The sequence below is a fragment of the Methylocella silvestris genome, from assembly GCF_002891535.1.
Lineage (GTDB): Bacteria > Pseudomonadota > Alphaproteobacteria > Rhizobiales > Beijerinckiaceae > Methylocapsa > Methylocapsa silvestris_A.
The window spans coordinates 20,338-47,015 of sequence record NZ_PDZR01000027.1; the positions used below are offsets into that span (position 1 = coordinate 20,338).

Annotated in this window: 31 protein-coding genes and 1 pseudogene; 31 read left to right on the top strand and 1 reads right to left on the bottom strand. The window is 65.4% G+C overall.

Translation table 11 applies throughout. The features are described 5' to 3' along the window. Positions 1-13: 13 nt before the first annotated feature. From CR492_RS17565 to CR492_RS17600, 8 genes are all read left to right on the top strand, one after another. Positions 14-355, top strand: a complete 342-nt coding sequence (locus CR492_RS17565) for a hypothetical protein (protein WP_102845035.1) — start codon at positions 14-16, stop codon at positions 353-355. A 3-nt stretch (positions 356-358) separates the two neighbouring features. Further along, positions 359-871 (top strand): hypothetical protein, encoded by a 513-nt coding sequence (locus CR492_RS17570; protein WP_102845036.1) that lies wholly within the window; start codon positions 359-361, stop codon positions 869-871. A gap of 39 nt (positions 872-910) precedes the next feature. Then, positions 911-1,600 carry a Fic family protein gene (locus tag CR492_RS17575; RefSeq protein WP_102845037.1) on the top strand — a complete coding sequence of 230 codons (690 nt, stop codon included), beginning with the start codon at positions 911-913 and terminating at the stop codon, positions 1,598-1,600. A 575-nt stretch (positions 1,601-2,175) separates the two neighbouring features. Next, the gene (locus tag CR492_RS17580; RefSeq protein ID WP_102845038.1) at positions 2,176-4,236 is read left to right on the top strand and encodes a ParB/RepB/Spo0J family partition protein; all 2,061 of its coding nucleotides are present in this window, start codon (positions 2,176-2,178) and stop codon (positions 4,234-4,236) included. Between the two features lie 77 nt (positions 4,237-4,313). Continuing rightward, complete coding sequence (locus CR492_RS17585) at positions 4,314-4,763, top strand: hypothetical protein (RefSeq protein WP_245412152.1); 450 nt, start codon at positions 4,314-4,316, stop codon at positions 4,761-4,763. After that, the gene (locus CR492_RS17590) at positions 4,760-5,194 is read left to right on the top strand and encodes a hypothetical protein (protein ID WP_102845039.1); all 435 of its coding nucleotides are present in this window, start codon (positions 4,760-4,762) and stop codon (positions 5,192-5,194) included. The genes CR492_RS17585 and CR492_RS17590 overlap by 4 nt, the downstream gene beginning before the upstream one ends. 741 nt (positions 5,195-5,935) lie before the next feature. Beyond that, a complete protein-coding gene (locus CR492_RS17595) occupies positions 5,936-6,244 on the top strand; it encodes a DUF736 domain-containing protein (RefSeq protein ID WP_102845040.1) in 309 nt (102 codons plus the stop codon). Positions 6,245-6,627: 383 nt separating this feature from the next. Next, positions 6,628-7,818, top strand: coding sequence for a DUF932 domain-containing protein (locus CR492_RS17600; protein ID WP_102845041.1), 1,191 nt, complete (start codon positions 6,628-6,630; stop codon positions 7,816-7,818). A gap of 182 nt (positions 7,819-8,000) precedes the next feature. Here CR492_RS17600 and CR492_RS17605 read toward each other — a convergent pair whose 3' ends face one another. Further along, entirely contained in the window at positions 8,001-8,237 is a 237-nt protein-coding gene (locus tag CR492_RS17605; RefSeq protein ID WP_102845042.1) for a helix-turn-helix domain-containing protein, read from the bottom strand. Between the two features lie 228 nt (positions 8,238-8,465). Here CR492_RS17605 and CR492_RS17610 point away from each other — a divergent pair, with 228 nt between their 5' ends. The 23 genes and pseudogenes from CR492_RS17610 to trbL all read left to right on the top strand — a co-directional run. After that, entirely contained in the window at positions 8,466-8,729 is a 264-nt protein-coding gene (locus CR492_RS17610; RefSeq protein WP_102845043.1) for a DNA -binding domain-containing protein, read from the top strand. A 154-nt stretch (positions 8,730-8,883) separates the two neighbouring features. Continuing rightward, positions 8,884-9,099: a transcriptional regulator domain-containing protein gene (locus CR492_RS17615; RefSeq protein WP_102845044.1), complete on the top strand. Its 216-nt coding sequence runs from the start codon at positions 8,884-8,886 to the stop codon at positions 9,097-9,099. A 58-nt stretch (positions 9,100-9,157) separates the two neighbouring features. Further along, complete coding sequence (locus tag CR492_RS17620; RefSeq protein WP_432431221.1) at positions 9,158-9,673, top strand: DUF2285 domain-containing protein; 516 nt, start codon at positions 9,158-9,160, stop codon at positions 9,671-9,673. Positions 9,674-9,886: 213 nt separating this feature from the next. Continuing rightward, on the top strand, positions 9,887-10,204 hold the full coding sequence (locus tag CR492_RS17625) for a helix-turn-helix transcriptional regulator (protein ID WP_102845046.1): 318 nt from the start codon (positions 9,887-9,889) through the stop codon (positions 10,202-10,204). Positions 10,205-10,216: 12 nt separating this feature from the next. Then, complete coding sequence (locus CR492_RS17630) at positions 10,217-11,269, top strand: replication initiator protein A (RefSeq protein WP_102845047.1); 1,053 nt, start codon at positions 10,217-10,219, stop codon at positions 11,267-11,269. Further along, positions 11,266-11,904: a ParA family partition ATPase gene (gene parA / locus CR492_RS17635; protein ID WP_102845048.1), complete on the top strand. Its 639-nt coding sequence runs from the start codon at positions 11,266-11,268 to the stop codon at positions 11,902-11,904. The genes CR492_RS17630 and parA overlap by 4 nt, the downstream gene beginning before the upstream one ends. After that, positions 11,901-12,155 (top strand): hypothetical protein, encoded by a 255-nt coding sequence (locus CR492_RS17640; protein WP_102845049.1) that lies wholly within the window; start codon positions 11,901-11,903, stop codon positions 12,153-12,155. The genes parA and CR492_RS17640 overlap by 4 nt, the downstream gene beginning before the upstream one ends. Beyond that, positions 12,152-12,673 carry a DUF2840 domain-containing protein gene (locus tag CR492_RS17645; RefSeq protein WP_102845050.1) on the top strand — a complete coding sequence of 174 codons (522 nt, stop codon included), beginning with the start codon at positions 12,152-12,154 and terminating at the stop codon, positions 12,671-12,673. The genes CR492_RS17640 and CR492_RS17645 overlap by 4 nt, the downstream gene beginning before the upstream one ends. Next, on the top strand, positions 12,670-13,215 hold the full coding sequence (locus tag CR492_RS17650; protein WP_102845051.1) for a S26 family signal peptidase: 546 nt from the start codon (positions 12,670-12,672) through the stop codon (positions 13,213-13,215). Before CR492_RS17645 ends, CR492_RS17650 begins: the two co-directional genes overlap by 4 nt. A gap of 35 nt (positions 13,216-13,250) precedes the next feature. Continuing rightward, a complete protein-coding gene (locus CR492_RS17655; RefSeq protein WP_102845052.1) occupies positions 13,251-13,586 on the top strand; it encodes a DUF736 domain-containing protein in 336 nt (111 codons plus the stop codon). A gap of 184 nt (positions 13,587-13,770) precedes the next feature. After that, a complete protein-coding gene (locus CR492_RS17660; protein WP_348626731.1) occupies positions 13,771-14,523 on the top strand; it encodes a lytic transglycosylase domain-containing protein in 753 nt (250 codons plus the stop codon). Further along, on the top strand, positions 14,520-14,888 hold the full coding sequence (locus CR492_RS20580) for a hypothetical protein (protein WP_146030317.1): 369 nt from the start codon (positions 14,520-14,522) through the stop codon (positions 14,886-14,888). Before CR492_RS17660 ends, CR492_RS20580 begins: the two co-directional genes overlap by 4 nt. After that, positions 14,878-16,617 (top strand): relaxase/mobilization nuclease domain-containing protein, encoded by a 1,740-nt coding sequence (locus CR492_RS17665; RefSeq protein ID WP_102845054.1) that lies wholly within the window; start codon positions 14,878-14,880, stop codon positions 16,615-16,617. Before CR492_RS20580 ends, CR492_RS17665 begins: the two co-directional genes overlap by 11 nt. Positions 16,618-16,658: 41 nt before the next feature. Then, positions 16,659-18,645 (top strand): annotated as a pseudogene (locus tag CR492_RS17670) (conjugal transfer protein TraG). Between the two features lie 7 nt (positions 18,646-18,652). After that, complete coding sequence (locus CR492_RS17675; protein ID WP_102845055.1) at positions 18,653-19,099, top strand: CopG family transcriptional regulator; 447 nt, start codon at positions 18,653-18,655, stop codon at positions 19,097-19,099. 219 nt (positions 19,100-19,318) lie between these two features. Then, positions 19,319-20,296: a hypothetical protein gene (locus CR492_RS17680; protein ID WP_102845056.1), complete on the top strand. Its 978-nt coding sequence runs from the start codon at positions 19,319-19,321 to the stop codon at positions 20,294-20,296. Between the two features lie 244 nt (positions 20,297-20,540). Continuing rightward, positions 20,541-21,539, top strand: coding sequence for a P-type conjugative transfer ATPase TrbB (trbB, locus tag CR492_RS17685; protein WP_210200265.1), 999 nt, complete (start codon positions 20,541-20,543; stop codon positions 21,537-21,539). After that, positions 21,536-21,877 (top strand): TrbC/VirB2 family protein, encoded by a 342-nt coding sequence (locus tag CR492_RS17690; protein ID WP_102845058.1) that lies wholly within the window; start codon positions 21,536-21,538, stop codon positions 21,875-21,877. Before trbB ends, CR492_RS17690 begins: the two co-directional genes overlap by 4 nt. After that, positions 21,877-22,152, top strand: a complete 276-nt coding sequence (locus tag CR492_RS17695) for a VirB3 family type IV secretion system protein (protein ID WP_180982600.1) — start codon at positions 21,877-21,879, stop codon at positions 22,150-22,152. Before CR492_RS17690 ends, CR492_RS17695 begins: the two co-directional genes overlap by 1 nt. A gap of 7 nt (positions 22,153-22,159) precedes the next feature. Continuing rightward, positions 22,160-24,598, top strand: a complete 2,439-nt coding sequence (gene trbE, locus CR492_RS17700) for a conjugal transfer protein TrbE (RefSeq protein ID WP_102845060.1) — start codon at positions 22,160-22,162, stop codon at positions 24,596-24,598. Continuing rightward, positions 24,595-25,350 (top strand): P-type conjugative transfer protein TrbJ, encoded by a 756-nt coding sequence (gene trbJ, locus CR492_RS17705; protein ID WP_102845061.1) that lies wholly within the window; start codon positions 24,595-24,597, stop codon positions 25,348-25,350. Before trbE ends, trbJ begins: the two co-directional genes overlap by 4 nt. A 10-nt stretch (positions 25,351-25,360) precedes the next feature. Beyond that, on the top strand, positions 25,361-25,666 hold the full coding sequence (gene trbK-alt, locus CR492_RS17710; protein ID WP_180982601.1) for a putative entry exclusion protein TrbK-alt: 306 nt from the start codon (positions 25,361-25,363) through the stop codon (positions 25,664-25,666). Continuing rightward, on the top strand, positions 25,663-26,678 hold a 1,016-nt coding region (trbL, locus tag CR492_RS17715; protein ID WP_102845062.1), incomplete at its 3' end, for a P-type conjugative transfer protein TrbL. The genes trbK-alt and trbL, both read left to right, overlap by 4 nt.

Consider the following 26,678-nt stretch of genomic DNA (forward strand, 5'->3'; position numbering starts at 1 on the left):
ATCCGGGGGAAGAATGGCCATTACCGCCAAGGATGTCGAAGAACTCCACACCTATGCCGAGGGCGTCATGGGACGCGCCGATCACCACGCCGGCCAGGTGAAAGGCATCGCCTTGGCGCTATTGGGCGGGATCATCTGGCGCGGCGAGCCGGACTCTATCCGGATCCGCCGCTTCGCTGGCAGCCCCGCCAACATGCTGTGGGTGACCATTTCGGGCAAGACTTACGTCTTCGCCTACAATCATGAGACGGAGAAGATCGAGATCCGCGATCGCACCCAGACCGGCGCAGTGCTTCATGCCTTCGACGACACCACCGCTGCCGCCGACATCGAAGCGGCGTTTCGGGCGCTTTGACGAATGCTGGTCGCCCGCGCGCAACTCAACTTCATCGCCGAGCTCGTCGCCCGCTTCGAGCGCGACGAGAGCGTGATGCGCGCGGTCGCCGACTACCAATCCCAATATATCGCGATCATCGCCCTCTTGCGGTCGGTCGGCCATGTCTTCGAGAAGGTCGACTGCAGCGACGCCGGTCGACGCGACTGGAGTAAGGCGCGGTGGCGGATTTGGAAGCAGGAACCCATTTTCGGGGACTTCATCGAACCGACGCGAAATGCTTTGCTGAAGGAGTTTCAGGGCGGTCTTCAGCTCCATAGCGACGCCTTTGGCTCGATCGCCGTCGTGGCCGATCCGTCGATGCCCGGCGGCGCGTCCCGGGTCGCAGCGTTCGACGCACCGGAATTCCGTGATCTCGCGGGCAGGCCGGTCCTGCCCCAGATTCACGCCGCCCTGGCTTTCTGGGATCGCTGCCTCCGGGAGGCGGAGGCGGAGGCGCAGTTCGGTGAAGCGTCCGGGCCGAGTCATCACAGATAGGCCCTCGCGGCGAGGTAAATTCTGGAGGAGAGCCGCAGAATGGCGAAGCCACCGCTGCCATGGCAGGCCCACGATGCGGCCAACTATGATCGCGACATGGCGACCCGCTGCGCCGCGCTTCTAGTCCAGATCGCTTCTGATCCGGCGCGGCGACAGGGTATCCTCGCAGATCCGCGAAATCTCCACCGCGAGCTGTTCGCCCCCTTCGCACCGCAAGGTCACAGTGAATATGCCGGCGCCTATCGCGGCACGCCGGGCACGACGCTCGCCGATCGAAGGATGTCGTCCGAAAGCCAGCTTGAGCCTGGCGCCATATATGAGTTCTGCTTGCCAGGCGAAGTACCTGCGCGAATGGCGGAGGTGCTGAACAACACCCACGATTGGCTCGGCGACGCCGAAGCCGATGACTACGGCAAGCTGATCGGCCTCGCCTACACGTTCTGCTGGTTCGGCAAGATTCACCCCTTTCTGGACGGAAACGGGCATATCCAGCGCGCGATGTTCGCAGCGATGGCCAGCGATTTCGGCTTTCCGCTCTCCGCGCGCTTCGCCATCCATCCGCGCCCGTTCGATCGGCTGTTGGCGATCGCCTTGGAGATTTTCACGCGGGCGCCCGCAGGTCAGGAAAACGAGGAATTGGGGCTCGTCGCCGAGTATCTTGCCTTCTTTCTCGACGGCCCGTTCAACGCTCCGCGAAAGCATGTGGGGACCGAGACGCCCTATGTTTGACGTCATTCTCGCGCGCCTGATCGCCCGGCCCAGCAGCGGTTACCCCTGCCGGTCGTGAACTGCCTTTACGCGGGAGAATCGGGGCGGCTGATTGGAAGTCAGCCCCATGACGATTGGAACTCATCAGCGGGACGTGCGGGGATAAACCCTTGAGGGGAAAGTCTTCCCCCTGGCCGACGCCGTAGTCGCCGGCGCACCCCCTTCTGCGGGGAAATCCCCCCGCAACGCCCCTATGCTGCGGAGATCAGAAACGCACACCATCAAGGCTCCCAAGACGCACATCCCTGATCGCATTATTGCCCGGCTCCCGCTGACGCTCACGCCGGCGGGTTTTCGCTAAGGGCTCCGCCCTCGCGCGGGCAAGGGTAAGGCGCCGGCGAACCGGCGCCGTCCGGGGCGGTCTCCCCGACCTTCCGCGCGGATACGTCCTTCAGCACTTCCGCAACTCCGAAAATCCGCTTGTGCAGGCCGGGCGATCCCCCGCCGCCCCGGCCGCCCTTGCCCTTGCTACCCCGGTCTCGCCGACGGGCAGGGTTGCAGCGCGCGCTGCAACCCAAGCCCATAGGAGAAAGACCATGACTGACATTGTGAACATCGAAGCCGTCACCGCGAGCGGGACGGAAATCTTCGTGCCGCTGAACAAGCTGAAGAAGTCGCCCCGGAACGCCCGGAAGACCCCGCACAGCGAGGCGCATGTCGAGGCGCTGGCGGCAAGCATCGCCGTGAAGGGAATGCTGCAAAACCTTGTGGTGGAGCCCGAACAGGACGCGGACGGCGGGCCGACCGGCAGCTATCTCGTCACGATTGGCGAAGGCCGCAGGCTGGCGCAATTGCTGCGCGCCAAGCGCAAGCAGATCAAGAAGACGGAGCCGATCCGCTGCGTTCTCGACACCGAGAACGACCCACAGGAGATCAGCCTGGACGAGAACGTCACGCGCGAGGCCATGCACCCCGCCGATCAGTTCGAGCGCTTCCGGGAACTTTCCGAGCGAAAAGGCTGGGGCGCGGAGGAAATCGCTGCGCGCTTCGGCGTGACGCCGCATGTGGTGCGGCAGCGCCTGCGCCTCGGCGCGGTATCGTCCCGCTTGATGCAGGTCTATCGCGACGGCGGGCTGACGCTGGACCAGTTGATGGCCTTCGCCATCGTCGAGGATCATGCCCGGCAGGAGCAGGTTTACGACAACCTCTCCTATAACCGTGATCCTTCGCAAATCCGCCGCGATCTGACTCGGATGCACATCGCCGCGACGGACCGGCGCGTCATCTTCGTCGGGCCGGAAGCCTACGCGGAGGCGGGTGGGATCATCCTGCGCGACCTGTTCACCGAGGATCACGGCGGCTTCTATGAAGACGTGGCGCTTCTGGACCGGCTGGTTATCGAGAAGCTGGAGCGGGTCGCCGCCGAGGTTCAGGCGGAAGGGTGGAAGTGGACCAGCGTTCACATCGATCATCCCCACGCGCACGGTCTCCGCCGCAGCTATCCGCAGCCGGTGGACCTGTCGGCGGAGGATGAAGCCGCCTACGAAGCCGCACAGGCGGAATACAACGCGCTGACCGAGCAATATGACAGCGCCGAGGACCTTCCCGACGACGTGGATCAGCGCTTCGGAGAGCTTGAGGCCGAGATCGAGCGCATGGACGCGAAGCGTCATGCCTACGATGCCGATGACATCGCGCGCGGCGGCGTATTCGTGGTGCTGAACCATGATGGGGCGGCGCGGATCGAACGCGGCTTTATCCGCACCGAGGACGAAAAGCCCGAGCCGGAAGTGGACGCCGAGGCGGACGAGCAAGGCTACGCCGTAACCGAGGATGGCGAGATCATAGAGGATGGCGACCGGGACCGGGTTTCGGCCTCGGAAACCGAGGACGAGGAAGCGGAGGACGACGGCAAGCCGCTGTCAGACCTTCTCATCCGCGACCTGACCGCCCATCGGACCCTGGGCCTGCGCCTCGCCCTTGGCGAGCAGCCGGACATGGCGTTGCTGGCCGTCACCCATGCGCTTGCCGCGCAGACCTTCTATCGGGCGGTGGAAGCGCATTGCCTCGATATCCGCCCGACGAGCGTAAACCTTGCCAGCCATGCGGACGGTATCGAGGACACGGCGGCGGGCAAGGTGCTGGCGGATCGACATGCGGCATGGGCGGCGGACGTGCCGCGTGATGTGGCAGACCTGTGGGGCTTCATCGTCGGGCTGGATCAGGCGAGCGTCATGGCGCTGTTCGCGCATTGCGCCTCGCTGACCATCAACGCGGTGAAGCAGCCTTGGGAGCGCAAGCCCCGAGCCCACGAGACCGCCGACAAGCTGGCGACGGCGCTGGCCCTCGACATGGCGGCGCATTGGACGCCCACGACGCGGACCTATCTCGGCCGCGTCACCAAGGCGCACATCGTCGCCGCCGTGCGCGAGGCGGTCAGTGATGAAGCCGCCGACCGGATTGCGGGGATGAAAAAGCAGCCGATGGCCGAGGCCGCCGAGCAGTTGCTCGCCGGGACCGGCTGGCTGCCCTCGCTTATGCGGACGCCGGAACCCGCGTGGCTGGCAGCGGAGCAGCCGGAGGCGCGCGAGGTTGCTGAGGCGGAGGGTGTCCCGCAGGCACAAGACGGCGACGGCTATCCCATCGCCGCCGAGTGAGAGGCGAGCCGGGGCCGCGCAGGCGGTCCCGGCTTCCCTTCCCAGCAGCCAGATGACCTCGACAGCAGGACATCACCATGCCGAATCGTACGGAAATGCGCGCTGCGCTGGCGCGCATGGAGAGAGCGTGCGCCGAGACCGCTCGCCATCTCGCCATCGTCGAACATCAGATCGCGGCCCGCGCCGAGCGGATGGTGATCACCTTCCGCACCAAGGTCCGCCAGTTCGGCAGGGGCAAGAGCACCTGGACACCGCCGGATGAGCGCCTCTATCGCGAGAATCTCGCCATCCTGCGCTTCAAGCGCCGCGCCGAAATCGACGCATTGGCCTGGAAACTCGCCCGGCAAAGCGCCGCCGTTGAGGCGTTTCCGTTGCGGTCGCGCTCCGATCCAGGGGCGACGTCACACGCCAACGTCACCTTTCCAGTCGACAGAGGCATCTGTCGGGGGGAGAATCTGGTCGTTCGATCCCAAGCAAATCCGACCCGGCGAAAGGCGGTCGGCGGGAATGAAGGAGGCAGACTATGATCATTGCCATCATCGCGTGCGTGGTGCTGATCGGCATGCTTTGCGTGCTCGCCTTCAATCTCGCCACCTATGCCGTACCTTTCATGGCCGGACTTGCGGCCGCCCGGTTCGCCTATCACACCGGCTCCGAGCTGATCGGCGCGGGCCTTGTCGGCTTCGTTGCCGGACTCGTCGTGTTCGGGGTGCTGGTGTTCCTGTTCGCAGCCTTGCGCCCGCCGATCCTGCGCATCGCCATCGCGCTGATCTTCGCCGCACCCGCCGCCGTCGCGGGCTATGAACTGGTGTGGGGCGTCGCCCACGAATACGTCCCCTCGGCCATCTGGCAGCAACTCTTCTGCATCACGGGCGGTGTGTTCGTGGGCGTCTCGGCGCTCTTGCGATTGATGGCTGCCGGCGATCCGCTTGCGAACCAGAGGCTGAGCCGACCCTGACATAGGGCAGGTCGCGGTTGGGCGTTGCCCTTTGGGCCGCGCTCTCGGCTGCGCCGGAACCACATAGGCGTGTTTCCGCCATTCGGCTTCGATCGCTAACGCAAGGGTAGCGGCCGGGTCCTCTCGCAAGACGAAGCCCCGCTCGGACGATCGAGCCGTTGGGTGTTGGGCCTCAGTCGCCGTTGCGACAGGACTCATGAGATCGGGGGCACGCCATCCTTGGCCTCGACCAGGCTGGTGTAGAGCGCGACGCATCGGACCGGCAGCAAGACGGGACGAGATCGTGCCGCAGTTCGAGGACATCTTCTGCCGCATCACCGCATTCGATGGAGCCGCGAAAGCATCGTGCCACGACCTCGCTCTCATTCGCCCAAGCATGCAGGGGCAGCTCTTGCCGTTGAAGGCCAGGGTCTCAAACCAGCTCGGTTCCGCTTGCCGGTCTTGGCGGCAACCGATGTTGTTGCTTGTCGTGTTCCGGAGATTCCATGCGCGCCGCCCCATCTGCGGCCTCGAATGGATTGGGTCTGACCGAAGACCGGCTGCGCCTCAATCGTCTTCCCGCAACTGCCGTCGCCAACTTTTTTCCGCTGCCTGCGGCTTTGCATCGCGAAGCAAAAAAGCCGTCGCCGGCCGCCTTTCACTGACGTTCCAGCCCTGCCGGGTGCGGGCCGATCGTCCCCGGTCGGCCGACCCCCATCGAGGCCGCGATGGGCGCGGTCCGAATGGAAAAGGAACACGACAATGGCAACCATCGGCAGCTTCACCAAGACCGACAATGGCTTCACCGGCTCGGTCAAGACCCTGACCCTCAACGTCAAGGCCAAGTTCGCCCCCGCCGAGGGCGAAAACGAGCGCGGCCCCGACTACCGCATCTTCGCCGGCGCCACCGAGTTCGGCGCTGCCTGGAAGAAGACCTCTAACGCCGGCCGGGATTACATCTCCGTCAAGCTGGACGATCCGAGCTTCCCGGCGCCGATCTACGCCAGCCTGGTCGAGGCCGAGGACGGCGAAGGCCACAATCTCATCTGGTCCCGCCGCAACGGCGACTGAGGCCGAACACCTCAAGGAGCCCCGCTCACCCGAGCGGGGCTTCGTCATGTTCAAAACCGCACCGCCTTTCAGGGAATACGGAAATCAGGATGTCAGGTTTTGCGCTGTTCCGGCTTTGCACATCCTGATCGGCCCTTGATCCCGGCTCCCGCTAGCGCTCACGCCGGCCAGGATTTCCTAAGGGCTCCGCCCCCGCGCGGCGCAAGGGATCGCTGACGCTCGGCCGGGACGGTCTCCCCAGCCTTCCGCGGCTTCGCCTTGTGCAGGCCGGGCGATCCCCCTCCGTCCCGGCCGCCCTTGCACCTTGCTACCCCGGTCTCGCCGACGGGCAGGGTTGCAGCGCAGCGCTGCGCTTCAACCCAAGCCCACTAGGAGCAAAGACCATGAACACCCTGACCCTGAACCAGCAGCCTGTTTCCTCCGGCTTTCGCGTGGACGTGTCGCGCGGTGAGCGGATCGGCCGCGTTTCCTCGGAATGGTTTTCCCGGCCCGATGACGAACGCTATTTGAACCTCACCGAGCTTTACGACACCGTGCGGCGCCGCGCCGAACGCGCCCATGCCAGAACCGTGGAGAGCCGCGCCGTGCGCGTGGAGGCGAGCCGGGATGACGCGGAACGCCTGTCATTGATCGTGCCGGGCCGGGACGAACCCATTTCCCCGACGCATTGGAGCTTCGGGCAGTTGTGCAGCCTTGTGAGCGCGCCCGCGTCCTACATGCGCCAGCTTCCCGCCCCGCTGGCCGGGATCAACCTGCAGCATGGTTTGCTGTCGCATCGCGCCGAATTGGTGAAGACGCTTGAGGCACACGATGGGCGGATAGAGCTACGCGCCGTGACCGGCCCGGACTATGGCCGCATCTGGGATCACGAGCTTGTCGCCGCCGTGATGAAGATCGCGGGCAACGGCACGGGCGATACCCGTTGGAAGGTGCCGGGTGTGCTGGACTGGGCGACCATGATGCACAATCCGTTCGTGGACGTGACGAAGGACACGACGACGCTCTACGCCAGCGACCGCGACGTGTTCCTGTTTCTGGTCGACGACACCCATCCTATCGAGGCGGGCCGCCTGCCGAATGGAGAGCCGGACCTCTATTTCCGGGGCTTCTATGCGTGGAATAGCGAAGTCGGATCGAAGACCTTGGGCATCGCCTCTTTCTATCTTCGCGCGGTTTGCCAGAACCGCAACCTGTGGGGCGTCGAGGGTTTCGAGGAAATCAGCATCCGGCATAGCAAGTTCGCCGCGCAGCGTTTCGCTCATGAGGTCGCGCCCGCGCTGACCAGCTTCGCCAACTCCTCCCCCGCGCCGTTCGTCGCCGGTATCAAGGCGGCGCGCGAGCGTGTTGTCGCCCGCACCGACGAGGACCGCGAGAGCTTCCTGCGCAAGCGGGGTTTCTCCAAGCCGGAGACCACGAAGATCATTGAAACCGTGCTGGACGAGGAAGGCCGCAAGCCGGAAAGCATCTTCGATTTCGTGCAGGGCATCACCGCGCTCGCTCGCAGCAAGACCAATCAGGACACCCGCCTAGACCTTGAAGGCAAGGCGAAGAAGCTGTTGGATCGCGCCGCCTAAATTCAGCAGAGCCGTGCAGCCGTAAACCGGCTTGCACGGCTTTACGCCTTTCAGCTTCCCCGCATCGCCAATTTTCCGCCGATCCGCAAACCCGGATCGGCGGGTACGGCCGCGTCCATGCCACGGCCGCCGCTCGCCGGGCTGCGCCCGGCTCGCGAATGCACGTCGCTCACGCTTTGGACTTATGACGACTCGGCCGATGCCTTCGGCGCCGACCGCTGGATCAGCTCAGCCGCTTCAACCTGGAGCGCCTCCGCGATCCGTCCCAGCACGGTCACGCTGGCGGACACGTCGGCACGTTCGATCGCGCCGACATACCGGGCGCTCAATCCAGCACTCTCCGCCAACTCTTCCTGCGTCATCTGTTTCGCATGACGTAACCGACGCAGATTGATCGCCATGACCTCCTTGAGATCCATGGCGACAAGGGAGCCGAATTAGGAACTATCGTTCCAGGAACGATAGTTCCGATTCGTCAGGGGGCGTGCTAATCTCGACCGAGTCGAACGCCGCTCTTGTCGGCATTACTGATGCACGCGATGCCTCACGCGCATCAGTATAGTGCCTCGAATCGGCACATCACTCGCGTAGTGTTGTGATTATTTTGTGGTAAAGTTTTGCTGATTGGACCTTGGGGGAGGCCCGACATGGCGACGCTACCCTTCGACGACCACCCACCCCAGACAGAGCGCGTGAACGCTTACGACGAGCGGCATTTCGTGACCTATCTCCGGCTCCTTGACGCCGACGAGGAAGGCGCGGACTGGCGCGAAGCGGTTCTGATCATCTTCGGCCTCGACCCGGCAAGCGAACCGGATCGGGCCAAAAGTGTCCACGACAGCCACTTGGCGCGCGCCCGCTGGATGACGGAGTGCGGTTACAGGCATCTTCTCGAACCGCGAATGCAATAGCCGCCGACAACCCGAGTTGCTGTCGGCAACTTTAAGTGCGTTGCGCAACTGGCGGTCGCACGCGATGCAACGTTCGGGTCTAGTTTCAGCTCCCAGTTTCGAGATCGTGGGTGTTTCCCCTCCCGGAAAGAGGGGCCAGTCAAGGGAGGCACCCATGCCCATATCCTTCTGGCGGTCATCGGATGCGTTCGAACAACTGAACCGCCTCGAACGCCCTGGCTTCGCGCTCGAATTCCTGCGTCGCAACGCCGGCTATCGTCACGACTACAAGCGCACCCTTCGTCAGATCGCGCACGGCCAGGCCGACCCGGGCAGCGCCCGGTCCGAGTTGGCGCGCCGCTGGGGGTTGCGGTTTCGTCCACGACCCTGACGCGCTCGCCGGGCGGGAGCCGGCGCTCTGGCGGCCAGAAGTCTCGCCCGGCACACTGATCCTCACGCCGGCCCCGCCCGGGTTCGATACCGTCGCCGTCTTCGACCCCGCCGTTCTGGGGCCAGTTCTCGCCGACCATATCGACGCTGATGGCCGCAAGGTGACTATCGGCACCCTCTCCGGCGAGCTGCACATCTGGCTACAGGACGCCGATGCTGCGAGCCGCCCGGCTGTGATCCTTCCGGTCGACAGCATGTTCGATCTGCGCCTTGACATCGCCCTGCGGCTCGTTCGGCGGCTTCGGGGCCGGCGGATCAGCCTCATGCCGCGCGCCCTTCACCTTACCCTGATGCAGAAAGCCCGGCTGATCCAACTTCTGCATGCCTTCGACCTACGGGCGGAGGGAGGCAAACCACGGGACGTCGCCACGGAGGTGCTCGGCGCAACCGTCGAGGCGGCCCTTCCCTCGATCGAATGGAAAAGCTCGGCGGCCCGCCGAAAGGCGAACCGCTTGATCCGCGATTCCGCCGCGCTCGTGAACGGCGGCTATCTGCGCCTGCTGCGCGGCGGCTGACACCGGGTTCGCATTCTCCCCTCTACACCATTCTTCTACGCCGGGCCGCGCCGGCATGTGCCGGAGCCGCCTCGTATCGTCCTGGCCGCGCACCAGGGGGGACATCACTCCGCGAAAATCTTCGTCCTCCTCCTGCGCCCGTCTTCTTCGCCACCGTGATCCCGACACGCCGCGCTTTGGCTGCGGCGTCCTCGACAGACACGGAGGCTACCAATGCCCGACAGGCTCGCGGAGATCTCGGCCCGCTACGTCAGGACCCACGAGGCGGCGCGCCTCCTCGGTCTTTCGGCGCGCACGCTGGAAAAATACCGTTGTCACGGCAGCGGCCCGACTTTTCGCAAACTCGGCGGGCGCGTGGTCTACGCCATCGACGACCTCGAAGCCTGGGCCGACCAGGCGGCGTGCCGTTCGACCTCCGACCCGCGCTACGACGAGGCGCGCGCCGCCGGGCGGGTCGATCCGAATAGCCAGGCCGCCAGCCATCATCCCAAACCATCGTCGCCGGTGTCCGCCGGCCAATATCGCCGCTGAGGACGGGCACCGATGTCGCGCCGCCTCATCACGCCCAGCGAGCGAAGTAAACTCGACCCCTTCGTCGTGGCGACCGGCGACGCTTCGCCGCGCGATCAGCGCGACTTGATGGAGCGCCCGTTCTTCTCATTGGGCAAGGCCAAGCGCACCACGCCAATCCTCTATGAGGCCGGCGGCACGCGCGTCGAGGTCTATGCCGTGCCCGAGCATGGCATGGCGACCATTTGGGACGCCGATGTGCTGATCTGGGCGGCCAGCCAGATCGTCGAGGCCGAGAACCTCGGCTTCAAGACCTCCCGCTTCCTGCGATTCACGCCCTACCAGCTCCTGATGGCGATCGGGCGGCAGACCGGCGCGCGCGACTACAAGCTGCTGAAGGGAGCGCTCGCCCGCCTGCAATCGACCGTCATCCGCACCACCATTCGGCAGAACGAGCATTGGCGGCGCCACCAGTTCTCCTGGATCAACGAGTGGGAGGAATGCACGACGCGCGACGGCCGCGTCGAGGGCATGGAGTTCGTGCTGCCCGATTGGTTCTACCGCGGCGTCATCGACCGCTCGCTCGTTCTCGCTATCGATCCCGCTTACTTCCGGCTGACCGGCGGCATCGAGCGCTGGCTGTATCGCGTCGCCCGCAAGCACGCCGGCCGCCAGCCGAAGGGTTGGCTATTCGAGATCGCCCATCTCCACGAGAAGTCCGGCAGCCTGGCGAAGGTCGCGGATTTCGCGTTCGACATCCGCCGCATCGTTCTGCGCCAGCCGCTGCCCGGCTACCGACTTCGGATCGAGCGGGACGGCCGGCGCGAGTTACTGCGCATCCTGCCCGCCCGGTTATCCACAGGGCCTGTGGATGGCGCTGTGGAAACGCTCGGGACTTCGGGCGTGACCGCTATCGGGACTTCGGGAGTGGCTCTATCGGGATTTCGGGAGCGCCGAGGGCAGTTAACGCTTTGGCCTGAAACGGCGATTCCGAGCCTTAACTTAGACTCTAACATAGAAGAAACTAACTCTTCTGTAGTTGGGTGCCCTGCAGATCGGTGCAAAACCGACAGGGGCGGCCGATGATCGTCGCCCTGCTCAACCAGAAGGGCGGCGTTGGCAAGACGACATTGGCCCTGCATCTCGCTGGTGAATGGGCTCGGCAGGGCAAGCGCGTCACGCTGATCGACGCCGATCCACAAGGTTCGGCATTGGATTGGTCGCAGCAGCGGGCGCGGGAGAACGTCTCCCGGCTGTTCAGTGTCGTCGGCCTGGCACGCGACACGTTGCATCGGGAAGCGCCGGAGCTGGCGCGCGGCGCCGATCATGTCGTCATTGACGGACCGCCGCGCGTCGCCGGTCTTATGCGCTCGGCGCTGCTCGCCGCCGACCTGGTGCTGATCCCGGTGCAGCCGTCGCCGTTCGATGGGTGGGCCTCGGCTGAGATACTCTCGTTACTCGGCGAGGCGCACATCTATCGGCCACAGCTTGCCGCGCGGTTCGTGTTGAACCGCTGCGGCGCACGCACCGTCATCGCCCGCGAGACGGCCGAGACGCTGGCCGATCATGATCCTCCCATGCTCGCCGCCACAATCGGCCAGCGTGTCGCTTTCGCCGATGCCGCGCAGACCGGTCGGCTCGTCTCCGAGATAGCCGAACAGGGCCATGCCGCGCGCGAGGTCACGGCACTCGCCGCTGAGATCGGGAGGATCGCGTTGTGAACGATCGCTCCAAGAAGCGCGGCTTCGCGTCCCGACCAACCGATGCCGAAAGCTGGATCAAGACGCCGGATGCGCCATCACCCCGTGCAACCGAGATCGCTGGCTTCACCGCGCGTCTGACGATCGACATCACGCCGGCGCTGCGCGGCCGGATCAAGATCGTCGCCTTCCAGCGCGGCGCCACGGTCGCCGACATGCTGCGCGACCTCCTCGCCCGCGAATTTCCTGCCGATCCCGGAGAGTCGTCATGAACGATAACGAAACGCCCGCCGTGTTGCGCGTCGTGCCGCCCTCGCATCGGTGCGCCGTGCCTCTGACCCATGTCGAGCTGACGTGGATCGAGAAGAAGATCGAGTTCTGGCTTCGCTTCGGCCGCCGCGCCGAGGAGAAGATTCTCGATCGCCGCCGCAGCATTTCCAGCTTCAGGCCCGGCAGCATCTTCGCCTTCGTGCGATGGGCGTCGAACGACTTCGGCACGGTGATTTCGCGCATGGACATCGTGCGCACCGTCGCACCTGGCGAGCGCTATCAGACGCTGCCCTTTGTGCGGCCGGGCGGCGAAATCCTGCTGCGCGTCGCCGGCTGGCCCAAGGTCGAGCGGGTTCTGCAATTCATCGACGCGGTTGAGGCGCTCGATGTCGATCCGGCTGACGCGGCTCCAGAATATTGGCGTCACCTCCACAACCGTCTCGCCGCCGGCCACGAGCCGCGCGCCTATAGCCGCGAGCAGCATGACGCCTGGCTCAAGCGCCGGAGCGTCACGCTATGACCCGCTTCGGCTACGTCATGACGACGTACTTCGCCATGCTCGCGATCGGCGGCCTGGCGTTCTTCCATCCCGCGCCCCGGCTGATCTGGAACGCCACCGCGAGCACGCCGACCGGGCTCTATGCGCTGCGTCCGGTCGGCCGCCTCCATACGATGGAGCTGGTCGCGGTCCGGCCGCCCGAACCGATCGCGAGCTTCCTCGCCGATGGCGGCTTCCTGCCCATGGGCGTGTCGCTGCTGAAGCACGTCATGGCCTTGCCCGGACAGACGGTCTGCCGCACCGGCGACGCCATAACCGTTGACGGCATCGCCGCTGGCGATGCGCGCAACCGCGATCATCTGGGCCGCCCGCTGCCGAAGTGGGACGGCTGCCGGACCATCCACACGGGCGAAGTCTTCCTCATGAACCCGACCGTCCCGGACAGCCTGGATGGCCGCTACTTCGGCCCGCTTCCCACCACCTCGATCGTCGCTCGCGCGGTCCCGCTCTGGACCGACGAGGACGGCGACGGCCGCTTCGTCTGGCGCGCCGCCACCGACTGAACCCGTCATTCAACCCACCGCCAAGGAGGCAAATCATGGCACAGATCGGTCAGCTCACCCGCAGCAAGTCCGGCTATTCCGGCCGCATCCACACGCTCTCGCTCGACGCCGAGCTGGTGCTCGTGCCCGCCGAGCACAGCGATACCGAGAACGCGCCGGACTATCGCATTCATCTCGGTGACGGTGACGGGCCGGAGGTCGGCGCCGGTTGGAAACGTACCGGCGAGAAGGCCGGCGACTACGTCTCGCTGGTGCTTGACGATCCAGCCCTGACGCAGCCGGTCCGCGCCAACCTGTTCCAGTCGACCGATGACAAGTCGGTCTGGATTCTGAACTGGAACCGTCCGCCCAAGCGCGGCGAGCGGGACTGACGGCATGCGATACGTGGTCCTCATCGCGTGCGGGATGGTCCGCCGAAGCCCCATCCCTTTGTTCGCGGAAAGACCGTCTCATCCCTTCGTCCCGCTCGACGATCCGTCGGCCGTCGCGCGCAGACGAGGTCAAGGGCGGCCATCGGCCGGCGCTTGCGCCTTGCCCTTGACGGAGGCGAGCACGATGGCCCGCTGGCGTCGTGGCGGAGACAGGGCATGCTCCCGTTTCGCGCTCTATCTCCTTGTCAGCCTGGTCGTGATCGGCGCGCCCATGCTGTCCGCTTCTGCACAGGCAGCGCCGGTGGAACGGCATGCGGCAAGTGATCCCTATGCCGCGCATGTGGCGGAAGCCTCGCAGCGCTTCGGCATTCCAGCCGCCTGGGTACGCGCCGTCATGCGCATCGAAAGCCGCGGTGACAGGCGCGCGATCTCGTCCAAAGGTGCGATGGGGCTCATGCAACTCATGCCGGAGACCTGGGCGGGATTGCGCGCGCGGTATGGCCTCGGCCGTGATCCCTTCGATCCACACGACAACATTCTGGCTGGCGCGGCCTTCCTGCGCGAGATGCACGACCGCTACGGTTCGCCGGGCTTCCTCGCGGCGTACAATGCGGGTCCCGGCCGCTACGAGGATTATCGCGACCGACACAGGCCGCTGCCGCCCGAGACGCTGGCCTATGTCACGGCCCTCGTCCCTTTTGTCGAGGGCGGCGAGATCGCTGGGCCTGTCCTCTTGGCGGCATCCGATCCGTCGTCCTGGACACAGGCGCCGCTCTTCATCGTGCGCGTTGAGGGCGCGAAGAACGCAGATCGAGCGTCGCCCGATCGTCCGTCACCTGGCGCTCCGGCTGCCGTTCCGGTGCGCGATGTCTCGGCCATCGCGCCGCAGTCGGAGGGCCTGTTCGTCGCTCTCTCAACGACGGGGCGTACGCAATGACCGGCCATCGTTCGCGCAATCAAGCGGGCGATAGATGCGCTCCCGTCTGCATCGACGTTGCTGCGATCGTGCATGTATCCGTCGGGCCGCTGGCTTTGGCCTCCGGTCAGCGAGAATTCGTGCTCTGGCGTATATTGGCGTGGATTGGCGAAGGAGGGACAGCGGGCAGGGGAGACGAGCAGGCACCAACCGAACGAGGGCAGGATAAAAGCCGGCAATGTGCGGCTCGGTCGGGGGTTTGTTTTTCCAAGGTTTTTTCACTGTTCGGGCAACGTGCGCCCGATCCGCGCAATGTGCGCGCCGATACCAACTCATTGCTGAGACTGTCCTTTCCGCACATTGCCGAGGCCGGCGATGGCGCGTGAAGACGATTTCCAGGTCCGTCCGGGCCGCATCCGATCATCCCGCGCTCAACGGACAAAGCCGTTCATCGCCCAAGCCCTCGCCGCCACCCAGAAGGCGGGCGGGCGGATCGGCCGAGATGGCTCGATCACAGGCCGTCGCGGCTCCCGCTTTGGCCGAGGCCGGGTCGCCGCCGTTCAGGCCAACCGGCTCCTCACCAGCCGCTCGCGTGGCGCCGTGGTCAAGGGGCGCTTCCTGCGCCATGCGACGCAGCGCGGCAAGCTCGCCGCCCATCTTGGCTATCTGCGCCGCGAAGGCGTCACTCGCGACGGGGAAAAGGCGAAACTCTTCGGTCCAGGCGCCGAGGATGCCGACCCGAAGGATTTCGCCGAGCGTTGCGAGGATGATCGGCACCATTTCCGATTCATCGTCTCACCCGACGACGCGGTGGAGATGGCGGACCTCAAGGGCTTCACCAGCGACCTCATGGCCCAGGTCGAAAAGGACCTCGGCACGAAGCTCGATTGGGTTGCCGTCGACCACTGGAACACCGAGCATCCGCACGTCCACATCATCATCCGCGGTCGCACCGATGACGGCCAGGACCTAGTCATCGACCGGGACTACATCAAGCAGGGCATGCGCAACCGCGCCCAGGACCTGATCACCCAGGAGCTGGGGCCGCGCACCGATCAGGAGATTCGCCGCACCCTCGAACGGCAGATCGATAGCGAGCGCTGGACCAATCTCGATCGGCAGCTTTCCCGCGACGCTTATCGTTCCGGCGTCATCGACATGGCGCCGCATGCCGATCGCCAGCCCGATGAATTCCATGCGCTAAAGGTTGGCCGGCTGCGGAAATTGGAGTCGCTCGGCCTCGCCGATCAGGTCGGTCCGGGTCAGTGGGCGCTATCGGAAAATGCCGAGGCGACGTTGCGCGACCTCGGCGAGCGCGGCGACATCATCAAGCGCATCCACCGTAGTCTGACCGAACGCGGCATCGAGCGTGGCACGGCGAGCTATGTGCTGGCCGGTGAAAGCCTCGACGTCCCGGTCATTGGCCGCCTAGTCGATCGCGGCCTCGACGACGAGCTGAAGGGCTCGGCCTATGCCGTGGTCGACGGCGTCGATGGCCGCACCCACCATGTCAAGCTGCCCGATCTCGACGCCGCCGGCGATAGCCCGCCCGGCTCGATCGTCGAGTTGCGCAAGTTCGATGACGCGCAAGGGCGGCGGCGGGTAGCCCTTGCTGTCCGCTCGGACCTCTCGATCGAACGGCAGATCACGGCGACGGGCGCCACCTGGCTCGACCGACAAGCAATCGCGCGGGAGCCGGCGGCCCTCGGCCAGGCCGGATTCGGCGCTGAGGTGCGCGACGCGATGGAGCGTCGTGCCGAGCAGCTCATCGGCCAAGGCCTCGCCGAGCGGCAGGCCAGCGGCATCACCTTCAGCCGCAACCTGATCGATACGCTGCGCAAGCGCGAGGTTCAGGCGCTTGGAGACAAGCTCGCTGCCGAGACCGGCCGGCCGTTCAATTCATCTCCCACCGGCGAGTATGTCGCCGGCGCCTATCGGCAGCGCGTCGCGCTCGCCTCAGGGCGCTTCGCCATGATCGATGACGGGCTCGGCTTCCAGCTCGTGCCCTGGTCGCCGTCCCTCGAAAGGCAGCTCGGCCGCCATGTCTCCGGGGTCGCCCGCGGCGACGGCGGCGTCGACTGGGATTTCGGCCGGAAACGGGGGCTCGGCCTGTGACTAGCCTATCCAACCAGCGACTTCACGAAAGGACCGCCGCCATGTCCGCGACCAAGATCCTCTGGGGCCAGGTCCTCACCGTCTTCGCCATCGTCTTGCTGACGATGTGGACCGCAACGGAATGGACAGCTTGGCGTCTCGGTTTCCAGCCGCAGCTCGGCCGCCCATGGTTCGAGGTGCTACATTTTCCATTCTATCATCCGCCAGCCTTCCTGTGGTGGTGGTTCGCCTACGACGCCTATGCGCCGTCGACCTTCATCGAGGGCGCCTATATCGCCGCATCTGGCGGCATCATCGCGGCCGCCGTCGCGATCGGCATGTCGGTTTGGCGCGCCCGCGAGGCGAAGAATGCTGAGACCTACGGTTCGGCCCGGTGGGCGCAAACGAAGGAGATCGAGCAAGCCGGATTGCTCGGACCCGACGGCGTGGTGCTCGGCCGGCACGAGCGCGCCTATCTCCGCCATGACGGGCCGGAGCATGTGCTGTGCTTCGCGCCGACCCGTTCCGGCAAGGGCGTCGGCCTGGTCATCCCCTCGCTGCTGACCTGGCCCGGCTCCGCCATCGTCCACGACATCAAGGGCGAGAACTGGCAGCTCACCGCGGGCTTCCGTGCGCAGCACGGCCGTGTCCTGCTGTTCGATCCGACCAACGTGAAGTCGTCCGCCTACAATCCCTTGCTGGAGGTCCGCCGCGGCGAATGGGAGGTGCGCGACGTGCAGAACATCGCGGACATCCTGGTCGATCCGGAGGGGAGCCTGGAGAAGCGAAATCACTGGGAGAAGACCAGCCACGCGCTCCTCGTCGGCGCGATCCTGCACGTCCTTTATGCCGAGGCGGACAAGACGCTCGCCGGCGTCGCGGCCTTCCTCTCCGACCCGAAGCGGCCGATCGAGTCGACGCTCGCCGCCATGATGAAGACTCCCCATCTCGGCGAGGCGGGCGTCCATCCCGTCGTCGCGTCGGCTGCACGCGAGCTGCTGAACAAATCCGGCAACGAGCGCTCGGGGGTCCTGAGCACCGCGATGTCGTTCCTGGGATTGTACCGAGATCCCGTGGTTGCGGAGGTGACGCGGCGCTGCGATTGGCGCATCGCCGACATCGTCGGCGGAGATCGCCCGACCACGCTCTACCTTGTGGTGCCACCATCCGACATCAGCCGCACCAAGCCGCTGATCCGGCTGATCCTCAACCAGATCGGCCGGCGGCTCACCGAGGATCTGCAGGCCAAGGCCGGGCGACGGGGGCTCCTCCTGATGCTCGATGAGTTCCCGGCGCTGGGCCGGCTCGACTTCTTCGAGTCGGCGCTCGCCTTCATGGCGGGCTACGGCATCAAGGGCTTCCTCATTGCGCAGAGCTTGAACCAAATCGAGAAGGCCTATGGGCCGAACAATTCGATCCTCGACAACTGCCATGTGCGGGTGAGCTTCGCGACCAACGATGAGCGTACCGCCAAGCGCGTGTCCGATGCGCTCGGCACCGCGACCGAAATGAAGGCGATGAAGAACTATGCCGGCAGCCGACTGTCGCCTTGGCTCGGCCATCTCATGGTCTCCCGCTCGGAAACCGCGCGGCCGCTGCTCACGCCCGGCGAGGTGATGCAGCTCCCGCCCGGCGATGAGATCGTCATGGTGTCGGGCCTCCACCCGATCCGGGCGAGGAAGGCCCGCTACTATGAGGACGGGCGTTTTCAGGAACGCATTCTGCCACCGCCCATGCTCGCGAGGCTGAAGGAGGCGCGGCTCGACGATTGGAGTTCGCGGCCGTTGCCGCCGCGCCCGGAAATCGCAGAGCCCCCCCCAGGGCGAGCAGGCGGAGGATGACGATCCGACGACGGCGGATCGGCGGCGGCAGCCCGAGCTGGACCCGACGAAATCCGTCGAGAAGAAGGAGCGACTCGACAACGAGTTCTCGCCGGATACTGCCGACGAGCTGGAGGAGGACGCTCCGCGCGTCCGACGGATGAACGATCTCATGCAGGGCGCCGCCCGGCTGGCGCCGCTCGATCGCAGCGACGATCTCGGCATGTGAGGCAAGCATGGCCGCGCCGATGAAGAAGACCCAGCTCTCGGTCTACCTCGATCCGGAAGTGATGAAGACCCTGTCGGCCTACGCCGCGCGGCGCGAGCAGCCGATGTCGCTGATCGCCGAGGCCGCCATCGCTTCATTCCTCTCCCCCGACGCTGACGAGCGGCGCGAGGCCGCCATTGCCAAACGCCTCGATCAACAGGACCGGCGCCTGGCACGGCTCGAGCGCGATGTCGGCATCTGTGTCGAGACCCTGGCGCTGTTCGTCCGGTTCTGGCTGACCACAACGCCACCATTGCCTGAACCTGCCGCCCAGGCGGCGCGGGCACAGGCCGGCGCGCGCTACGATAACTTCGTCGCCGCGCTGGGTCGTCGACTCAACCAAGGACCGAAGCTGCGGCAGGAAATCCCGGACGATATTCAGGAGTCGTTCTCGAATAGCGACGACACGCAATGAAGCGCCGCATTTATCGATTTCCTCGCCTTATCCGTTTAGGATGGAATCCAGACGTTTTCCGACCCTAGATCTTCCTAAACCGAGAGGTGGCGCGGAAACGAGGCATACAGTCGATGCCGTCACCATCAACCTCGCTGCCCAGCCATCAGCGCCGACGCAGACCACCAAGGTCCATGCGAGACGAAAGCCCGAGAATTCATCTACACACTGACCAGTTGATTGATTGCCGGCTTCGTCAGCGAGATGGCAGGCGATGCTGAAGAACCGGGAGCGAATCGGATGGCCGAGTGGAGCGCATATGATTTCACAATCTTAGGTCGGAATAGCGCCAGCGTGACGGAAGTGACCCATGTCGCCCACATCCCCGACGCCCGAAAGATTGCTGATGATGGTCAGGTTACCGCGCGACCGATCTACGACGAAAGCCGACTGAATAAGACTCGCGTCCATGTGAGCTGGGTTTCTGGCAACACCTGGAGCAACGGCTCAATATACGGAACCGTAGAGTTTGCGTTTTCGTGGGATCGTCTCATTTCTGGGAAAGAAATTTACTGGATTGAGGCAATCGATTATCGCCCGACGGCGTTTCGATTTCTGATCACAGACCGAGGTAGGCCATCAATACCTCAAGCTGTCCTGTATGATCCTGACGTGGACGACGGCCCCTTGAAAAGGAGAGGGAGCGATTGGTTCCGAAATTCCGCCCTCACATCGGAATTCATGATCGAGGACAACCTCGCGATAAGCTTTTGTCAAAAAATAACCTTCGTTCAGCACCACTCGAACATCTGCCGCCTAAAAGGAAATTCATGTCATGAAAAAGAATTCACCTGGGTCAAGTCAGCAGCCCTGTTTGTCGGATATCTGATCGGCACGCGAAACACGACCCTCAATAGCCTTATCACGCCGGACGTGGGTCTTCCCAAAGGAAGGTTAAGTACGACGATGCTACGAGGTGCAGCATCAGGACTGTATTTTGGCATCGCTGGCAAAAAGAGCCGGTTCACTGGCCACATCGGGGCCGGGAAAGAAGCGCGGTACCTATTTCGCGCGTCAGCTCTGCAATTCGCCATGGGAGACACATCAGGGGCGCATAAGACGGCGTCACTGCTTGCTTCCCAAGAAACCTTCGAAGTCGCCATGAACGAAGTCCTTGAGAGGCATTTCGAGGTACCAGCAGCAGATTTTAGTGATTAGCTTTTCACACCGGAAGATCGAAAGCGGTCTGACAATGCATCAGCAGGGATGATCCGGTACGACAAATAATTCGAAGCGTGTCTAGCGGGCCGGATGCGAATCCGCACCCAGCAAGTATTTTTTCTCTGCTTTACGCTGGGCTCCTACGACGATCAAAACCTTGTTGATCTACCTCATTCTCTGCTTTTTCTAATCATCCCCGTCGCCAATCGCATGTCGCGATTGGCCTATGACGGGGACGATCGTGGCGGTCACTCCACTCCATTCCGAGGCTTTCTCCCGAGGCACGCGCATGTTGCGCACCGCCCTCGGCCCGGCGATCGCAACCTTCCTCGAAGATCCCTCGATCGTCGAGGTGATGCTCAACCCCGACGGTCGGCTGTGGATCGACCGGTTGTCGGGAGGCCTGGAGGATACTGGACGGACGATGTCCGCCGCCGATGGCGAGCGGATCGTTCGTCTCGTCGCCCACCATGTCGGCGCCGAGGTGCATGCCGGACGCCCGCGCGTCTCGGCCGAGCTACCTGAGACGGGAGAGCGGTTCGAGGGGCTTCTGCCACCCGTCGTTACCGCCCCCGCCTTCGCCATCCGCAAGCCCGCCGTCGCGGTGTTCACCCTCGACGACTACGTCGCCGCCGGCACCATGACGGTCGGCCAAGCGGTCTTGCTGCGCGAGGCCGTCGCCGCCCGCAAGAACATCCTCGTCGCCGGCGGCACCGGCACCGGCAAGACGACGCTGACCAACGCGCTGCTCGCCGAGATCGCCGGCACCACCGATCGCGTCGTGCTGATCGAGGATACGCGCGAGCTGCAATGCCGGGCGCCGAACCTGGTCGCCATGCGCACCAAGGACGGGGTGGCGTCGCTCTCCGACCTCGTGCGCTCCTCGCTGCGGCTGCGGCCCGATCGCATCCCAATCGGCGAGGTGCGTGGGGCCGAGGCGCTCGACCTTCTGAAAGCCTGGGGCACGGGACACCCAGGCGGCATCGGCACGATCCATGCCGGCACTGCGCTCGGCGCGCTCCGCCGCCTGGAACAGCTCATTCAGGAAGCGGTCGTCACCGTCCCCAAGGCGCTGCTCGCCGAGACCATCGATCTCGTCGCCGTGCTGCGCGGCCGCGGCAGCGAACGCCGCCTCTCCGAACTCGCCATCGTCGCCGGTCTCGATCCCGCCACCGGCGATTACCGCGTCCTGTCCGCCGGGGCGGGCGGCGAACCCATGCTTCCTGGAGAGCCGTCATGATCCGTTCCGTTGCCGCCGTCCGCCGTGCCCATCGGCGCCTCGCCGACCTCGTCTTGATCACCGCCATCTCGCTGACCTTCGCGCCGGCGGCCTATGCCTCGGGCTCGTCGATGCCCTGGGAGACCCCGCTTAACTCGATCCTGGAATCGGTGCAGGGGCCGGTCGCCAAGATCATCTCGGTCATCATCATCACCGTGACCGGCCTGACGCTGGCTTTCGGCGACACCAGCGGAGGCTTCCGCCGGCTGATCCAGATCGTCTTCGGCCTGTCGATCGCCTTCGCTGCGTCGAGCTTCTTCCTGTCGTTCTTCTCCTTCTCCGGCGGGGCGCTGATCTGATGGCGACGATCGGCGATCCGAACGTCCCCGGCTTCTTCGCGCCCGTGCATCGGGCGCTGACCGACCCGATCCTCATGGGCGGCGCGCCGCGTACCGTGGCGATTGCCAACGGCACGTTGGCGGCCGCCATCGCTCTTGGCCTTCGCCTCTGGATTCCCGGCGCGCTGATGTGGGCGGTGGGGCACACCGCCGCCGTCTGGGCCGCCAAGCGCGATCCGCAGTTCGTCGACGTGGTGCGGCGGCATCTGCGCTATCCGCCCTATTTCGGCGTGTGAGGCTCCGATGCTGAACCTCGCCGAATATCGCAGCCATCCCGCCGGCCTCGCCGATTTCCTTCCCTGGGCCGCCCTGGTCGAGAAAGGCGTCGTCCTCAACAAGGACGGCTCGCTCCAGCGCACCGCGCGGTTTCGCGGACCGGACCTCGACAGCGCCACGCCGGCCGAACTGGTCGGCGTGACGGCGCGCCTGAACAACGCGCTTCGGCGCCTCGGCTCCGGCTGGGCGGTCTTCGTCGAGGCGCAGCGCGCTGCGGCCCAGACCTACCCGCACAGCATGTTCCCGGACGCAGCGTCAGCGCTGGTCGATCTCGAACGCCAGGATGCGTTCGAGGAGGCCGGCACGCATTTCGAGAGCCGCTATTTCCTGACCTTCGTCTGGCTACCGCCAGCCGAGGACGCGTCGCGTGTCGAAGGCTGGCTCTACGAGGGGCGCGCGCAGACCGGCGTCGATCCATGGGAGTTGCTGCGCAGCTTCACCGATCGCACCGACCGGGTGCTGCAACTGGTCGAGGGCTTCATGCCCGAAATCGGCTGGCTCGACGATCGCGAGACGCTGACCTACCTGCATTCCACGATCTCGACCCGGCAGCAGCGTGTCCGCGTCCCCGAGACGCCGATGCACCTCGATGCGCTGCTTGCCGACGAGCCCCTGACCGGCGGCCTCGAGCCGAGGTTGGGGCGTGCGCATCTGCGCATGCTGACCGTGGTCGGTTTCCCGACCGCGACGCATCCCGGCATTCTCGACGAGCTGAACCGGCTGGCCTTCCCGTACCGCTGGTCGACGCGCGCGATCCTGCTCGACAAGACCGAAGCGGTAAAGCTGCTGACCAAGATCCGGCGCCAGTGGTTCGCCAAGCGCAAGAGCATCGCCGCGATCGTCAAGGAGGTGATGACCAACGAGGCCTCGACCCTCGTGGATTCCGACGCCGCCAACAAGGCGATCGATGCCGATATGGCGCTGCAGGAACTGGGTACCGACGATGTCGGCCAGGCCTATGTCACCGCCACCATCACGGTCTGGGACGAGGACGCCGGCGTCGCGGCCGAGAAGGCGCGGCTAGTCGAGAAGGTGATCCAGGGCCGCGACTTCTCCTGCATGTCCGAAGGCGTGAATGCGATCGAGGCCTGGCTCGGCTCGCTGCCGGGGCACGCCTACGCCAATGTCCGCCAGCCGCCCATCAGCACCTTGAACCTGGCTCACATGATTCCGCTCTCGGCGGTCTGGGCCGGCCCGGCGCGGGACGAGCATTTCCAGGCGCCGCCGCTCTTCTTCGGCAAGACCGAAGGCTCGACGCCGTTCCGCTTCTCGCTCCATGTCGGCGATGTCGGCCACACGCTGATCGTCGGCCCGACTGGCGCCGGCAAGTCGGTGCTGCTGTCCCTGATGGCGATGCAGTTCCGGCGCTACCGCAACAACCAGATCTTCGCCTTTGATTTCGGCGGTTCGATCAGGACCGCGGCGCTCGCCATGGGCGGCGACTGGCACGATCTCGGCGGCAGCCTGTCGGCTGGCGCCGAGGATTCCGTCTCGCTGCAACCGCTGGCGCGCATCGATGATACGGCTGAGCGCGCCTGGGCGGCCGAATGGGTCGCGGCGATCCTCGCCAAGGAAGGCGTGCCGATCGATCCGACAGCCAAGGACCATATCTGGTCGGCGCTGAATTCGCTTGCCTCGTCGCCCGTGCAGGAACGGACGATCACCGGGCTCGCGGTCCTGCTGCAATCGACTGCCCTCAAGCAGGCGCTGCAACCCTATTGCGTCGGCGGTCCCTTCGGCCGGCTGCTCGACGCCGAGGCCGAGCATCTCGGCTCGGCCTCCGTCCAGGCCTTCGAGACCGAGGGGCTGATCGGGGCCGGTGCGGCGCCCGCCGTGCTCACCTACCTGTTCCACCGCATCGAAGGCCGGCTCGACGGCCGCCCGACGCTGCTCATCATCGACGAGGGATGGCTCGTCCTCGACGATCCCGCCTTCGCCCAACAGCTCCGCGAGTGGCTGAAGACGCTGAGAAAAAAGAACGCCTCCGTTGTCTTCGCCACACAATCGCTCTCCGACATCGATGGCAGCAGCATCGCGCCGGCGATCGTCGAGAGCTGCCCGACGCGCGTTTTCCTGCCGAACGAGCGCGCGATCGAACCGCAGATCACCGCCATCTATCGCCGCTTCGGCTTGAACGACCGGCAGATCGAGATCATCGCGCGGGCGACCCCCAAGCGCGATTACTACTGCCAGTCGCGGCGCGGCAATCGCCTGTTCGAGCTGGGGCTCGGCCCTGTCGCGCTCGCCTTCTGTGCCGCGTCCTCCAAGGCCGATCACGCCGCGATCGAGCGCGTGCTCACCGAGCATGGCCGCGACGCCTTCACACCCACCTGGCTGGCGGACCGCGAACTCCTGTGGGCCACCGATCTCATCCCCGACCTGACCAATCTGGAGGTGCAATCATGATTGCCCGCAAAACGCTGCGCGCGGGTCTGCTCGCCGCCGCTCTCACGCTTCCCCTGTCGATGTCGCCGCTGATGGCGCCGCCGGCTTCGGCGCAGTGGATCGTCTACGACCCGACCAACTTCTCGCAGAACGTCCTCACGGCCGCACGTGAGCTGCAGCAGATCAATAATCAAATCCAGATGCTGACCAACCAGGCCCAGAGCCTGATCAACCAGGCGAAGAACCTCGCCAGCCTGCCGATGTCGACGCTGGCTCAGCTTCAGTCGACCATCGCGCGGACCCAATCCCTTCTCACCCAAGCCCAGAACATTTCCTTCAACGTCCAGCAGATTCAAACCACCTATTCGTCCACCTACGGCGCAGCGCCGACGACAGGGTCCAACGCAACGCTGTTCGCCGCCGCCCAAACCCGCTGGCAGAACTCCGTCGGCGCGTTCGAGGATAGCCTGAAGGTGCAGGCCGGCGTCGTCGGCAACATCTCCACCAACTCGACCGCCATGTCCTCGCTGGTCTCGGCCAGCCAGTCAGCATCGGGTGCGCTGCAAGCCGCACAGGCCGGCAACCAGCTCCTTGCCCTGCAATCCCAACAGCTCTCCGACCTCGTCGCGGTGCTCTCCGCCAAGGGTCGGGCCGATGCGCTCGAACAGGCGCGCACGGCCGCGTCGGAGTCCGAGGGCCAGCAGCAATACAAGATCTTCTCGACGCGCAGCGGCTACCAGCCCGGCAACGTCACCATGTTCAGCGGCAACTGAGGCGCGGATCGTGGGGCGGCCCGACATCTTCCGCGCGCTGGCGATCGTCGTGCTGATCGGCGTCTTCATCGCCACGCTCTTCGCGATCAATCGGCGTCCTGCCACGCCCGCTGCGCCCGACGTTCAGTCTACCTCCACGCCTGATGATCTTTCGGCCGAGCTGCGCCGGTGCAGCGCGCTCGGCCCCCAGGATGCCGAAGACCCACGCTGCCAAGCGGTCTGGGAGGAGAACCGCCGTCGCTTCTTCGGCAGGCCGGTGCGGTCGTTGCCCCCGTCGGCCGCGCCGGCCAACCCCACACCAGGAGACGCGCGATGAACAATGTCGGCGTCATCGACACCTTCCTCAATACCTTCACGACCTACATCGATTCCGGCTTCGGCCTGATCAAGGGCGAAGTCACCTATCTGTCGTCGACGCTGATCGTCATCGACATCACGCTCGCGGGCCTCTTCTGGGCCTGGGGCGCCGATGAGGACATCCTCCAGCGCCTGGTGAAGAAGACCCTCTATATCGGCTTCTTCGCCTTCATCATCACCAACTTCAACAACCTCTCCGCCATCGTCTTCAACAGCTTCGCGGGTCTCGGTTTGAAGGCCGGTGGATCGTCGATTGGTACGGCCGACTTCCTCCGGCCGGGCCGGCTCGCCCAGGTCGGCCTCGATGCGGGTCAACCGCTGCTCGATGCGGCAAGCCAGATGATGGGTTTCACCTCGTTCTTTGCGAACTTCGTGCAGATCGCTGTGCTGATGGTGTCCTGGCTGCTGGTGCTGATCGCCTTCTTCATCCTGGCCGTGCAGCTCTTCGTCACGCTGATCGAGTTCAAGCTAACGACGCTCGCCGGTTTCATCCTCATTCCTTTCGCGCTGTTCAATAAGACCGCGTTCCTGGCTGAGAAGGTGCTCGGCAACATCGTGGCGTCGGGCGTCAAGGTGATGGTGCTTGCGGTGATCGTGGGCATTGGCACCGGCCTCTTCTCGCAGTTCACGCAGACCTACGCCGGCGGCCAGCCGACCGTCGAGCAGGCACTGTCCGTCGTGCTGGCCGCGCTAGCCATGCTAGGCCTCGGAATCTTCGGCCCTGGCATTGCAACGGGCCTGGTCTCCGGCGCCCCCCAGCTCGGCGCGGGCGCCGCTGTTGGGACTGGCCTCGCCGTCGCTGGCACGGCGATGGCCGGCGCCGGCGCGCTCGGCCTGGCCGGAAGGGGGGCGATGGCTGCGGCTTCCGGCACCGCCGCCGCCGCGCGCGGCGGAGCGGCAGTGGCCGGTGGCGCATCCTCCGCCTACAGCCTTGCTTCAGCCGGCCGGACCGGGACGTCGGGGTTCGCGGC